This window comes from Actinokineospora sp. NPDC004072 (genome assembly GCF_053604195.1).
On the sequence record NZ_JBSGHB010000009.1, the window covers coordinates 262,187 to 275,241 of the forward strand.

The window sequence follows — 13,055 nt, forward strand, 5'->3', positions numbered from 1 at the left end:
TCATCGGTTCCACATCTGAAAGAGCCGTTCGGCCCAGCGCCGATACGACCGGCGGGCGAGCGGGCGCGTCACACCCGCAGGATGCCCGCGATCTTCCTGGCCAGCCGCCCGCCCCTGGCCACCAGGGTGGCGAGCGCGACCACGGCCACCCACGGCACCAGGACCGTGCTGCGCCCACCGGAGGCGATGGCGTAGATGGTCACCGAGATGGTCAGCACGACGGCGACCAGCAGGGCGAACCCGCGCCAGAACCGCACCTCGGAGTTGTTGTTGAAGAAGTACAGCATGATGAAGCCGACGGCGGAGAACAGCACGACGAACGCCACCTGGGCGTCGATCGAGGTGATCAGCAGCTGCTGGGTCCGCGTCGAGCCCGGGGGGATCGGCGCGTCGGGGTTGAGCAGCAGGTAGCCGAACCCGCTGCCCCGGGCCCAGACCACCGCGGTCGCCAGCGCCGCGACCAAGGCGGCGACCCCGCCCGCGGGGTGCTCCCAGAAGAAGCAGACGACCAGCGCGCCGGTCAGCAGCACCGCGGTGACCGCGTGCGGGATCGTCGGCCCGCGCAGCCACCAGGTCGAGCCCGCCGCGAGCAGCAGCAGGGCCGCGCTGGCCACCGCCCAGGTCTTGCGCGCGTGCTCGGTGCCGCCCGCCAGGGTGAGCAGGTAGTCCACGGCCCAGTGGCCCAGGCACTTCGGCTCGCCGTGCCTGCGGCGGGTCGCCCGGCGGCCGCAGGGGTCCCCGGCGCCCGCGGCGCGGGTGTAGGCGCAGGGGAAGCCGAGGTCCCTCATGCCGACACCTCAAGCGCCTGCCCGGAGGGGAGCTGGCTGGCCCGCGCGGCGACCACCTGCTTGTGCAGCCACTGGATCGCCGCCCTGCGGCTGGACTGCCACACCTTCCACCACGGCCCGTCCGACAGCGGCACGGCGAACCAGCGCTTCAGCTCGTCGGCGGAGACGGCGTGCCGGGCCACCTCATCGATCACCCGCCGTCGGCGGCGCAGCAGCAGCCTGCCGACGATGTTGCCGACCAGGGCGAGCCCGGAGACGGCCACCAGCGCGATCGCCAGCCATTGCGGGAAGTAGGCCGGGTCGGCGTCGTCGGGCACGGCCGGGTCGTGCAGGAGCAGGCTGGTCAGGCCCGCGGCGAAGATCGCCAGGAAGAGCGCGGCGGCCACGTAGGAGCGGCGGATCGCCCGGCCGAGCAGCCCCCGGGTGACCTCGGCCCAGCCGGGGTTGTTCACCAGCCACAGCGACCACTTGCTGAACCGGTCCCACTCGCTGGGCAGGAAGTCGCGGTGCAGCCCGTCGCAGCCGTTGCGGTCGGAGGCCACCAGGATCTCGTGCCAGGCGTGGCTGAGCTCGTCGTAGCCCAGCTCGAAGTTCGGGCGGCCCTCCTCCCAGTCCTGGAAGAGCTTGCGGTCGAAGGGCAGCCAGTGGAAGCTCTTGCCGTAGCCGGGGTCGCCCCAGTGCCGCACCAGCGCCTCCCGGCTCGGCACGCGGTTGACCACGGTCTCCACCCGCATCCGGTTGAAGTCCTCGACCGTCTGCGTGCAGTTGCTCAGGATCGTCTCCCGCGAGTCCTTCGCCCCCGCCCGGGCCGCCGCCACGACGAACGGGTGGTGCGCCGCGGTGATCGCGTTGACCACGAGCGGGTCGAACTGGGCGCCGCAGTCGATGACGACGCAGGTCGCCCCCTGCCGGGTGCCGCGCTCGAAGGCCGCGTCGAGGATCTGCCTGCACACCGAGTTGGAGCGGCGGTCCTTGATCTCGGCGACGAGGTTGAACACGAACAGCTTGTCGCTGGTGCGCGCGGCGGGCAGCAGCAGGATCTTCCCGCAGTCGAACCGGCGCAGGTAGTCCGGCGTGACGTCGAGCAGCCGGTCGTTGAGGTGGTGCTGCTGGGTGCGGGTCGGCTCCTTGGAGAAGGCCGCCACGTGGTCGGCGAAGGTGCGCGCGGTGCCGATGTCGACCTTGGCCCGCTGGCACCACTCGCTGGTGCCGCCGTGCTGGGCGATGTCGGCGTCGAGGTAGAGCACGGTGTTGCCGGACTCGGCCAGCAGCTCGGCGGTCATCATCGCCAGCGTCGTCTTGCCCACGCCGCCGGAGGTGCCGACGAACGCCCAGCTCGGCAGGGGCGGCTGGTAGGGGGCTGGGGTCGGCAGCGGGATGCTCCAGTCCGCGCCCTGGGCGGCCACGTGCAGCGACGGCGTCTGCCCGCCCCTGGTCTCCCGGCGGACCAGCTCGCGGATCTCGGCCATCAGCGTGGTCACCTTGGCCTGGCGGGCGCCGGTGTCGCGCTCCAGCGCCGAGAGCACCGCGCCGGTGAAGTGGCCGTGCCCGCGCCGGTCGTCCTCCCGCGCGACCTCGGTGGGGCCGCAGGCGGAGATGACGACGCGGCCGTGGCCCTCCATGCGCAGGAAGTCGTCGTCGGCGTCGACGGCCGCGCCCCGCGCGCCGATGGCGAAGCCGCGGCTGTCGCCCGCGAACGCGCCGCTGAAGCAGGTGTCCAGCATGACCAGCAGCCTGCGCGACTTGAGCCGGTTCAGCAGCGCCCACACCTGCGCGACCGGGAACGCCGAGGCCATCGGCTGGTCGATGTCGGCGTCGTGCGGCAGCAGGAAGGTCGACCAGCCGCGGTCGCTGTCGGCGGTCTCCCGCAGGTCCGACATGCCGTGCCCGGACCAGTAGATCAGCACCGGCTCGTCGGCGTCGCGCACCCGCTCGTTGAGCCCGACCTCCAGCTCCCAGTGGATGTCGCGCCGGGTGGCGGCGAAGTCGGTGAGCGTGACGACCTCGAACCCGGCGGACTTCAGGTGCCGGGACACCTCCTCGGCGTCGTTGGCTGCGCACCGCAGCGGCGGAATCCGCTGCGCCGAGTAGCGGTCGATCCCGACGACGAGGGCCTGCGGCACTGTTCCTCCAAGCTAGCGCTGCCCGGGGGCCACGCCGCCCGGTTCCGGATCGCCGCGGCGCGCCGCCGAGCACCCCGCGCGGGTGGCCCGCCCACATCGGCGCGGCAAGCGCACGGCGGACCCCGCAGGTGCCACCGGTTCCCGCGCCGACCGGCCGGCTCCGCCGCGACCGGCGGCGCACCCCGCCGCCGACCCGCTGTCCCGGATGATCACAACGCCGCCCCCACCGGTCACCGCAGCTGTGTGATCAAAGACGCTAGCAACGCCACCCCGCTCCATCGCTCGGACGCGCCCGAGATCACCCGAACGGCCTAGGTCGCGCTGTCGAAGCGAGCAACCCACCACTTGTGACCTGCGCAAACCCGTGTCGAAGGCGTGGTCATCCGCTGACTTCGCCCACCTCGTCATGCGGCCCGTCGCCATTGCGTGCGGCAGCCGGGACGTCGGTCGGGCTGAAGAGATCCGCAGCGAGGAGATCCGGCGCGTTGAACGCCTCCCGGATGCGCGCCGCGACCTCGTCCGCCCCGAGTTCGGAAGCCAGGCTCGCCAGCCGATCGGCGAAGTCCGACCGCACGTGCTCCGCGCTGCCGGGGACGACCTCGTCCATCAGCCTGCGCACGGCCGCCTCCACCGTCTCGGGAACCTCCTCGAACTGCTCGAACACCGGGTCAAGCGGCCGGTCCTGGGCGACGGCGGACAGCTTGGCCAGCGCGCCGATGAGCGAGACCGTCTGCTCGACGCGGGTCGGGTCCTGGGCCAGCCACCACACCACCGCGCTGCCGGTGGACTGCAGGACGTCGTCGCGCAGGTAGCGCCGCTTGTTCCGCTCAAGCTGGCGCTCCTGCTCCCAGACCTGCTCGTCCTTGCGCACGTCGGCGAGCCTGCGCAGGCGTTGCAGGTCGGCGTCCGGGAGCGTGACGACGACCTCCTCCAGCCACGCCTCGACCAGCCCGGTGCGGTCGGGCGCGGGCTGGCCCAGCTCGACGGCCAGGCGGGGCGCGATGAGGTCGTGGACCTCGGGCGGCTCCTGGCGGGTGATCCGCTGGGCGCGCTCGACCACGGCGTTGACCGCGATCCGCTCCGCGCCGGTCACGGGCGCGTCCGCCGCCGCCCGCCAGCGGACGAGGCCGTGCAGCAGGAAGCGGTAGTCGGCCGCGGCGCTGGGCAGGGCGACATCGCGGATGTGCGTGCCCGGGGGCGCCTGGACCGCGGCGGGCTGGACCGGGACCGGCTGGTAGACCACCGGGGCGGCGGCCCTGCTGTCCTCCCAGTGGTGGCGCACCAGGAGCACGAGGGCGAAGACCGGCACGCAGATCGCCGAGCCCAGCCAGAACGGCTGGCCCGCCGCGGCCAGGACGAAGGTCCCCACCACGGTGGCGGCGATGCCCGCCCCGACGATGATCCGGTCGCTGCTGGTCACTGCGAGGTCCTTTCACTGTGGACGGTCATGCACGCCTTGCGCAGCTGCGCCGCCGTGCGCAGGCGGTTTCGGGCGTCGTCGGGGGTCGGGGCGGCGGCGTGCCAGTCGCGGGCGGTCGCGTAGAGCAGGGCGACGGCGGCGGGGGTGCCGCGCGCGGCGTCGGCCAGGCAGTCGATGAGCGCGTCGCGCTCCGGCGCGGCGGCGTGCGCGTCGAGCCAGGAGGTGATCAGCGGCGCGCTGCCCGCGGTGAGCGCGACCGCCCACGCCTCGGTCAGCAGCCGCCGGGTGCGCGGCTCGGTGATCCGCAGCCGCGCCCGCCCGCCCGCGCCGAACAGCAGCGCCGGGTCGGCGACGACGGCGAACAGCGCGTGGTCGACCGGCTGGGGGTGCCAGCCGCTCAGGTCGTGGTGGACGCGGTGGAGCAGCCGCCGGGCGAAGTACCCGTCCTGCTCGGCCAGGCGGGCGATCGCGGCGCGGGCCTCGGCGGCGACGCCCGCGTCCTGGTGCTTGGCCAGGTGCCGCAGCCGCACCAGGGCCTGCCCCGGCCGGACGGGGGCGATGGTGTCCACGCACAGCTCGATCAGCAGCCCGGCCAGGGCCGGGGGCAGCGCCGCCTGGCGCGACCAGTCGTACACCTGGCCCCGGAACCAGCGGTCGTGCCGGTCGTCGAGCAGGCCCCGGCTCAGCGCCGCGCCTGCCGCGGCGAGCAGCGGCTCGCCCGCCCCCGCGGCCGTCCAGCCGTCGACGACCTCCTTGACGTCCTCCGGGTGGTCGGTGGCCAGGCACTGCTCGGTGAACCGCAGCGCGGCGGCGACGCGGTCCTCGGCGGGCATCCGGCCGTCGCGCAGGAACTGCCCGATCCAGCGGCGCAGCTTCGGCCGCAGCTCGGGGAAGGCGGTCCAGAAGTGGGTGCGCACGGCCTCGGCGTAGGTGAGGGTTGCGAAGCGCACGCGCCGACCGGCGATGTCCGCGTCCAGCTCGTGCAGGGCTTGGGCGAGATCGGGCTTGTCCAGCCGGTGCTCCTCGTCGGGCGGGTAGTCGACGAGGTCGAGCAGCCGCGCGCTGGCCAGCGCGACGACCTCGGGGGTGGCCTGCTCGAACACCGCGGCGGCGAGCAGCAGCGCGCGGGTGCGCCCGCCGCGGTGCTTGCGCACGGCCGCGGCCACCGCGCCGGCCTGCGCCTGGGCGCCGTTGAGCGCGGGGGTGAGCCACTGCTCCCAGGTGCCGCCCCCGTCGAGGTCGGCGCGGGCGCGGGCGATCCGGTCCGCCAGGGCGGCCAGCTCGCGCATCGGGTCGCCTGCGCAGTGCGGGGCGAGCCGCTGGTCGGCGGGCGCGTCGGGCACACCCAGCGCCGCCAGGTGCCTGCGCAGCACCTCGGCGCCGTCCGGGCGGCCGATCTCGACCACCGGCGCCTGGATCTCGGTGTGCCCGGCCGTCGCGGGCAGCACGATCGCCAGGTAGGCGCCGCGCTCGGCGACCTCGGCCCGGTACGCGCGCAACTGCGCGCACACCTGCGGGGTCAGCGCCCGCGCGTCGGCGGAGAAGTCGAGTACGAGGCGTTCGCCGGGCTCGATGACCTCTGGGTCGAAGCGCAGGACCCCGTCGGACTCGTCGTCGGGCAGCTCGCGGAACCCGCTGCCCGCGTCGCTGGACTCCACCAGGGCCATCAGCGCGGCGGACCGCCGCCCGGTGCCGGGCGCGCCGGTCACGATCACCGTCCGCCGCTTCCGCAGGTGGTCGGCGATCTGGCCGTAGCCGCGCGGGGGGACGAACACCTTGAGCAGGGTGTCGATGATGTCGTTCGGGACCAGCCTGCGCACGTGCGGGGTGGCAGGGGCGTTGATGGTGAAGTCGGCCCGCTCGACGACCATCACCGACGCCTGGGGATCGGTGATGGCGAAGACCCGGTTGCCGGAGACCGACCCGATCCCGCCCGTGCTCATCGCGGCTCCCGGTGCGTCCCGGAGTGGGGGCGGTGGAAGGTGATCCGGTCCCCGATGTGCACCGGCCCCTGCGCGTCGGTGAGGGCGGTGACCGTCGTGGCGGTGATCGAGCCGATGCCGCCGCCGCGGACCGGCGCGTTGGCGGGGGCGGCGGCGGGTGCGCCGAGCGCGGCGGCCAGCCGCTCCAAGCCCGCGTCCGCGTCCGGCACGTGCAGCCGGATCCCCTGGCATTTGGCCAGACCCGCCAAGGGCTCCGGCAGGTCCGCCGCCGCAGGCCGGGGCACCGCGTCGACCAGCAGCGGGATCACGGTGACCTGGTGGGAGAGCGCCTCGGCGATCTCGCGGCGCACCCAGTCATGCGGGTCGTCGAGCCGGTCGCGCGCCGCCAGCCACCGCGCGCCGATCACGGCGACGAGGGCGTCGCTGCGCCAGACGTTGCGCAGCAGCTCGCGGTCGAATTCCGCGCCCGCCGGGATCGAGCGGCTGGCGAAGAACACGTTCTCCGCGCCCAGCCGCGCGCTGAGGAATCGGGACACGAGCAGGGCGATGTGCTCGCCGTCGCCGGTCCGGTAGTTGACGAATACTCGCATCGTGGGGATTCGCTCCCGGTTCGCCGGTGGGTGGCCGCAGCCGTCGGGCGCCGACGGCGGCAATGGCCGGACAGTGCGGGACCAGACCTTAGCGAAAGCCACCGACAACGGGGGTGGTTGGGATGTTTCCAGTTCGGCGGCCGGGGCGGAATCGGCGGGGTTGGCCATTCTTTGTCCACTTCCGCGTCCCATTCCCCGCAACTGTCCACTTTTCACTCTTTCATTTCCGGGTGATCGCTGCTTATCATCTGCCGCGTGTCCGGCTACAAGTTCGACATTTTCATCAGCTACTGCCGCCACGGCAGCGTGCAGAAGTGGCTGCTGAACCACTTCCACCAGAAGCTGAAGGACTGCCTCGCCGACCAGATCGCCCCCGCGCCGCGGGTGTACGTGGACCGCACGATGCCCCGGGGCGTGCACTGGCCGTCGGACCTGCAGCGCGCGCTGCTGCACAGCAAGATCATGGTGCAGCTGCTGACGCCGGGCTACTTCCAGTCGCCCTGGTGCATGGCCGAGTGGCGGAGCATGCAGGAGCGGGAGAAGGTGCTCGGGATCGCCAACCCGCGCATCCCGCAGGGATTGGTGTACCCCATTCTCTACTCCGACTCGGAGAACTTCCCGGCCGAGGGCCGCGAGCTGGCGTGGTGCGATTTCAAGGATTACGGCTTCCCCGACGTCGTCTACCAGGAGAGCCGGGAATTCGTGCGCTTCCACCGGCGGATGACCGAGCTCGCCCAGGACCTCGTCCAGCTGCTGCAGCAGGTGCCCCCGTGGCAGCCCGATTGGCCGGTCGTCGTCAAACCCGATCCGGTGATCATCCCGCCGCCGCCGATGCCGAGGTTCGACCCATGACCGGGACCGTCATCACGTTCTACTCCTACAAAGGCGGGGTCGGGCGCAGCTTCACCCTGGCCAACATCTCCGTCCTGCTCGCCAGGTGGGGATACCGCGTGCTGGTCATCGATTGGGATCTGGAAGCGCCTGGCCTGCACCACTACTTCGCCCCGGTGATGCCCACCGCGCCCGAAGGCGGCGTCATCGACCTCGCCTACGACTTCCTCGCGGGCGCGCAGGGGCCGCGGTCGCACGAGGTGCGGCTGGCCATCGAGGGCGACACCCTCGCCCTGCTGGCCGCGGGCAGGCGCGACGGCTCCTACACCCGCCGCATGCAGGCCATCGACTGGGAAGACCTCTACCGGCGCGGGTTCGCCACCTTCCTGGAGCGCTGCCGGGAGGAGTGGACCGCCGACTACGACTTCGTGCTGATCGACAGCCGCACCGGGATCTCCGACATCGCGGGCATCTGCACCGCCCACCTGCCCGACCGGCTGGCCGTGGTGTTCACCGCGAACGACCAGAACCTCGTCGACGCGATGGGCATCGTGCGGCTGGCCGACCAGGCCCGCGACCGCCTGCCCTACGACCGCCCGCGGCACTTGGTGCTGCCGATCCTGTCCCGCCTCGACAACCGCGTCGAGTACGAGCGCGCCGAGAGCTGGCAGCGCAAGTGCGCCGAGGTCGTCGCGCCGCTGTTCGGCTCGTGGCTGGCCAAGACCGTGCCGGAAGACCTGATGCTGCGCCACCTGACCCTGCCCTACGTCTCCTACTGGAGCTTCGGCGAGCAGCTCCCGGTGCGGGAGGAGCGCGTCCCGTCGGCCGACCAGATCTCCTTCGCCCTGGAGACCGTGGCCGCGGTGATCGCCCAGCAGTTCGACCGCACCGACCTGCTCGCCGACAACCGCGACGCCTACGTGGCCGCCGCCCGCGCCCGGCACCGCAGCTTCGACCTGGACCTGCTGGTGTCCAGCCCGCGCTCGGCGCTGCCCACCGCGACCGCGCTGATCGACGAGCTGCGCGCGCTGGACCTGCGGGTGGACCGGTCGCTGTCCGGGGACGCGGAGTTCCTCGACCGGACCCGCGAGCCCGCCAAGCACCTGTGCCTGGTCGTCGACGGCGAGGTGAGCCGCTGGCAGCTCACCGAGGCCGAGCGGTTCCTGCGGCACGCCCTGGACCCCGACGGCGACCAGCGCCAGCTGTTCTGCGTGCTGACCCGCGGCACCGACCGCGACCGCCTGCCCGGCTTCCTGCGCAACCTGCGGCCCCTGGAGTTCGAGCCCGCCGCCCGGCCGGTCCGGGTGGCCCAGGAGCTGCACGGGCTCATCACCGGGGTCGCCCAGGAGGGCGCCGACCCCGACGTGGACGCCCTGCGCGCGGCGGCGGCCGCCCTGCGCGCCCTGGCCGAGATCCCCTATCCCGAGCGGCTGGGCCTGGTCGAGCAGACCTTGCTCGGCATGGCCCAGGCCCTGGACGAGGGCGAGCTGGCCCGGCTGCGCGACCTCGCCGTCGACCTCGACCTGCTGAGCCGGTCGGCGGGCGGCGGACCGGGCATGCCCGCCCCCGACGACCTGCGGGCCGGGCGCGACGCCCTGCTCGACCGCATCGACCGACGAATCCACGCAGCGACCAACGGAAAGGCGCGACATGGCGGAGAAATTCGGGCCCCACGAGAAGGCGGCGATGCTGCTGCTGATGCGGGAGAACCGGGCGGTGCCCAACACTGACCTGACCAAGGCCGGGATCGACCTGCGCCCGGCGGGCCGCCAGCGGCTGAACAAGGCGGGCCTGCTCAAGACGGCCACCGACACCAGGCCGTACATGCACCAGATCACCGACGAGGGCATCGCCTGGTGCGAGCGGGAGCTGGCCGCCATCGAGGCGCCCGCCCGCTCCGGCCCGATGATCGTCATCGCGCTGGACCTCCTGCGCCGCATCGCCGCGCACCTGAGCCGGACCGGCGCCAGCCTCGCGGAGATCATCTCCCCGCGCGACCTGGAGACGCTGATCCGCGCGGCCTACCTGGACCTGTCGGTCAAGCCGCAGGACTGGGTCCGCCTGGCCAAGCTGCGGCCCCGGCTCGACGGCGCGGAGCGGTCCGAAGTGGACGCGGTGCTGCTGCGCATGGTCCGCGCGGGCGAGGCGCACCTGGCCCCCGACTCCAACCGCAAGGTCCTCACCGAGGCCGACCACGCCGCCGCGATCCGGGTCGGCAACGAGGACAAGCACCTCATGGCGATCGAGGAATCATGACCGAGCACCTACGCGAGGCGCTGGCCGCGCTGCGCTTCAACTCCGCCGAGACGCCCGACGACGTCTGGCACACCTCGCCGTCGCACGTGGAGGGGCTGCACTTCAAGGCGGAGCAGCGCATCCTGGCGGGCATCGCCGACGCCAAGGCGAGCACCGGGCCCAGCCCGGTCGGCCTGGTGCTGCAAGGGCAGAAGGGCGTCGGCAAGACCCACCTGCTGGGGACGGTGCGCCGCATGGTGCAGCGCGACGGCGGCTACTTCTTCCTGGTCGAGCTGACCGCGGGCAAGGTGTTCTGGGACGACGTCGCCGACGCGATGCGCAGCGAGCTGCGCCGTGCCGACGACGACGGCGAACTCCAGCTCACGGTGCTGCTGCGGCAGCTCGCGAGGACCGCGGGCGTGCCGGACGCCGTGGCCGCCGCGGTGCTCGGCGACGCCCCGCTGACCCCGGACGACCTGCGCGTCTTCGGCAACCACCTGCGCAAGGTCGACCCCCGCATCGCTGTGGAGTGCGCCGACACGATCCGGGCGCTGGTGCTCTACGGCTCCGAGCACGCCGACATCGGCATGGCGTACCTGCAGGGCCTGCCGGAGGCGGGGGAGGAGCGGCGCCCGTGGGGCATCCAGCCGCGGGCCAAGCCGTCGCGGGCGCTGGTGCGCGACATCTCCCGGGTGCTGGCGCTGACCGGCCCGTGCGTGGTCGCCATCGACCAGCTGGACACCCTGGTCAACCGCGGCCAGGACGCCATCGACGAGGCGGTGACCGGCACCGAGCTGGCCCAGGAGATCGCGCTCATCGCCGACGGCCTCATGCAGCTGCGCGAGACGACCCGGCGCACGCTGTCGATCGTGGCGTGCCTGCCCAACACGTGGAAGCAGCTGCACTCGATCGCCAGCGACACGGTGTTCGACCGGTTCACCGAGACCCCGATCCTGGGGTCCATCATCAACCCGGAGAACGCCAGGACGCTGGTGCAGCGGTGGCTGGGGGTGATCTACCAGCGCGACGGGTTCGTCCCGCCGCACCCGACCTGGCCGGTGGCCCCGGAGGCGTTCGCCGACGCCGGGTGGGTCGCGCGCACGCCGCGGGAGCTGCTCAAGCGCATCCACGCCCACGCCGAGTCCTGCCTCTACGGCGAGATCCACGAGCTGACCTCCTTCGACGAGCGCCCGCCCGAGGCGCACGCGCCGCAGGACGGCCCCGAGCCGGACTACTTCAGCGAGTTCGACGCGCGCTTCGCCCAGCTGCGCAGCCAGGCCGCCATCACGGCGGCCGAGCTCAAGCAGCACAACGAGGACGAGGTGATGCCCGCGCTGCTGCTGGCCGGGCTCAAGTCGTGGATCAACGAGGTCGGCAACGACGACATGGCCTGGGCAGCCGAGCCCGCCGACGGCTCGCCTGGCTCGCTGCACGCTGGCCTGCGGCGCACCCTCAACGAGGAGCTGGACACCTTCGAGCGCTGGGGCTTCCGGATGATCGCCAGCAGCCACGGCAACCGGGTGCTGCGCAGGCTGCGCGACGCCCGCACCGCCGCGCAGGTCAGGATGGGCGCCCGCGACCGGCACCTGGTGCTGATCCGCAACGGCAAGCAGGGCTGGACCGGCGACAAGACCAAGGCCGAGGTGGCCGAGCTGGAGCAGGCGGGCGGCAAGTGGGTCAAGATCTCCGACGACGACCTGCGCACGTTCAGCGCGCTCAAGGAGATGCTGCCCATGCCGAGCCACCAGCTGCTGGCGTGGCTGGTGGCGCGCAAGCCCGCGAGCCGCACGCTCCTGCGGGACATCCTGCCCGACCCCGGCCGGGCCGCGGGCAGCCACCAGGAGACCCGCCCGCCGCCGCCGGACGTGCTCGCCCTCGGCATGGCAGGGGAGATCCGCATCGCGCTGGAATCGCTGCGCAAGCACGTCATGATCTTCGCGGGGTCCGGCAGCGGGAAGACCGTGCTGCTGCGGCGGATCGTGGAGGAGTGCGCGGTGCGCGGCGTCTCGGCGATCGTGCTCGACCCCAACAACGACCTCGCGCGGCTGGGTGACCCCTGGCCGTCGCCGCCGCCGGACTGGCGGCCGGGCGACGACCGGATCGCCGCGGAGTACCTGGCCAACACCGACGTGGTGGTGTGGACGCCGGGCCGCTCGTCGGCGCGCCCGCTGAGCTTCCACCCGCTGCCGGACTTCGCGGGCGTGCTCGACGACGCCGACGAGTTCACCGCGTCGGTGGAGGCCGCCGTGGCCCGCCTGGTGCCGCACGCCCGGGTGGCGGGCGGCACCAAGACCGCCGTGCGCGGCCAGGCGGTGCTGCGCGAGGCGCTGACCCACTACGCCCGCAGCGGCAAGCGCGACCTGTCCGGGTTCGTCGACGTGCTCGCCGAGCTGCCCGAGGGGGTCAGCCAGCTCAGCAGCGCCGCGGCCATGGCCGCCGACCTGGCCGAGACGCTGCGCGCGGCGATGGTCAACGACCCGCTCCTCGGCGGGGCGGGCGAGCCGACCGACCCGGCGGGGCTGCTGACCCCGGCGCCGGGCAAGCGGGCCCGGGTCTCGGTGATCAGCTTCGTCGGCCTGCCGTCGGACGAGCAGCGGCAGGCGTTCGTCAGCCAGCTCCAGCTGGAGGTGTTCGCCTGGGCCAAGCGCAACCCGGCCGCCGACCGCCCGCTGGCGGGCCTGCTGGTCATGGACGAGGCCCAGACGATCGCCCCGTCCGGGGCGTGGACGGCGAGCACGCAGAGCACCATCCTGCTCGCCTCGCAGGCGCGCAAGTACGGCCTGGGGCTGGTGCTGGCCACGCAGGCGCCCAAGGGCGTGCACAACCAGGTGACCGGCAACGCCACGACGCAGTTCTTCGGCAGGCTGAACAACCCGGCCCAGATCGCCGCCGCGACCGAGCTGGCCAGGGCCAAGGGCAGCGCGGTCGCCGACATCGGCAAGCTGGACCGCGGGCAGTTCTACGTCACCGGGGAGGACTTCGGCTTCCGCAGGATGCTCGCGCCGCTGTGCCTGAGCCACCACCCGCCCAGCCCGCTGCGGTTGGAGGAGGTGCTCGACCGGGCCCGCCGGGAGTGACCGCGAACAGCGCCCCCGCACGAGGGGGCGCTGTTCGCCGTTTTCGCT

General features: G+C 73.3%; 9 protein-coding genes. 4 read left to right on the forward strand and 5 right to left on the reverse strand.

Annotated elements, in window-relative coordinates:
• Positions 1–68: 68 nt before the first annotated feature.
• The 5 genes from ACWEPX_RS16500 to ACWEPX_RS16520 all read right to left on the reverse strand — a co-directional run bounded on the left by ACWEPX_RS16500 (position 69) and on the right by ACWEPX_RS16520 (position 6,864).
• Complete coding sequence (locus ACWEPX_RS16500) at positions 69–788, reverse strand: hypothetical protein (protein ID WP_451898014.1); 720 nt, start codon at positions 786–788, stop codon at positions 69–71.
• Entirely contained in the window at positions 785–2,911 is a 2,127-nt protein-coding gene (locus tag ACWEPX_RS16505; protein WP_451898015.1) for a caspase family protein, read from the reverse strand. The genes ACWEPX_RS16500 and ACWEPX_RS16505 overlap by 4 nt, the downstream gene beginning before the upstream one ends.
• Positions 2,912–3,290: 379 nt before the next feature.
• Complete coding sequence (locus ACWEPX_RS16510) at positions 3,291–4,331, reverse strand: hypothetical protein (RefSeq protein WP_451898016.1); 1,041 nt, start codon at positions 4,329–4,331, stop codon at positions 3,291–3,293.
• Positions 4,328–6,274: a hypothetical protein gene (locus tag ACWEPX_RS16515; RefSeq protein ID WP_451898017.1), complete on the reverse strand. Its 1,947-nt coding sequence runs from the start codon at positions 6,272–6,274 to the stop codon at positions 4,328–4,330. The genes ACWEPX_RS16510 and ACWEPX_RS16515 overlap by 4 nt, the downstream gene beginning before the upstream one ends.
• Positions 6,271–6,864 (reverse strand): toll/interleukin-1 receptor domain-containing protein, encoded by a 594-nt coding sequence (locus tag ACWEPX_RS16520; protein WP_451898018.1) that lies wholly within the window; start codon positions 6,862–6,864, stop codon positions 6,271–6,273. The genes ACWEPX_RS16515 and ACWEPX_RS16520 overlap by 4 nt, the downstream gene beginning before the upstream one ends.
• A gap of 255 nt (positions 6,865–7,119) precedes the next feature.
• Here ACWEPX_RS16520 and ACWEPX_RS16525 point away from each other — a divergent pair, with 255 nt between their 5' ends.
• The 4 genes from ACWEPX_RS16525 to ACWEPX_RS16540 are packed head-to-tail and all read left to right on the forward strand — an operon-like array spanning position 7,120 to position 13,007.
• On the forward strand, positions 7,120–7,716 hold the full coding sequence (locus ACWEPX_RS16525) for a TIR domain-containing protein (protein WP_451898019.1): 597 nt from the start codon (positions 7,120–7,122) through the stop codon (positions 7,714–7,716).
• Positions 7,713–9,425 (forward strand): tyrosine-protein kinase family protein, encoded by a 1,713-nt coding sequence (locus ACWEPX_RS16530; protein ID WP_451898020.1) that lies wholly within the window; start codon positions 7,713–7,715, stop codon positions 9,423–9,425. The genes ACWEPX_RS16525 and ACWEPX_RS16530 overlap by 4 nt, the downstream gene beginning before the upstream one ends.
• Complete coding sequence (locus ACWEPX_RS16535) at positions 9,382–9,951, forward strand: hypothetical protein (protein ID WP_451898021.1); 570 nt, start codon at positions 9,382–9,384, stop codon at positions 9,949–9,951. Before ACWEPX_RS16530 ends, ACWEPX_RS16535 begins: the two co-directional genes overlap by 44 nt.
• Positions 9,948–13,007, forward strand: a complete 3,060-nt coding sequence (locus tag ACWEPX_RS16540; RefSeq protein WP_451898022.1) for an ATP-binding protein — start codon at positions 9,948–9,950, stop codon at positions 13,005–13,007. Before ACWEPX_RS16535 ends, ACWEPX_RS16540 begins: the two co-directional genes overlap by 4 nt.
• Positions 13,008–13,055 lie beyond the last annotated feature (48 nt).

Excerpts from the sequence above, each read along its gene's own strand:
- ACWEPX_RS16500 (WP_451898014.1), bottom strand. The coding sequence starts at position 788 with ATGAGGGACCTCGGCTTCCCCTGCGCCTACACCCGCGCCGCGGGCGCC.
- ACWEPX_RS16515 (WP_451898017.1), bottom strand. The coding sequence starts at position 6,274 with ATGAGCACGGGCGGGATCGGGTCGGTCTCCGGCAACCGGGTCTTCGCC.
- ACWEPX_RS16520 (WP_451898018.1), bottom strand. The coding sequence starts at position 6,864 with ATGCGAGTATTCGTCAACTACCGGACCGGCGACGGCGAGCACATCGCC.
- ACWEPX_RS16530 (WP_451898020.1), top strand. The coding sequence starts at position 7,713 with ATGACCGGGACCGTCATCACGTTCTACTCCTACAAAGGCGGGGTCGGG.
- ACWEPX_RS16535 (WP_451898021.1), top strand. The coding sequence starts at position 9,382 with ATGCTGCTGCTGATGCGGGAGAACCGGGCGGTGCCCAACACTGACCTG.
- ACWEPX_RS16540 (WP_451898022.1), top strand. The coding sequence starts at position 9,948 with ATGACCGAGCACCTACGCGAGGCGCTGGCCGCGCTGCGCTTCAACTCC.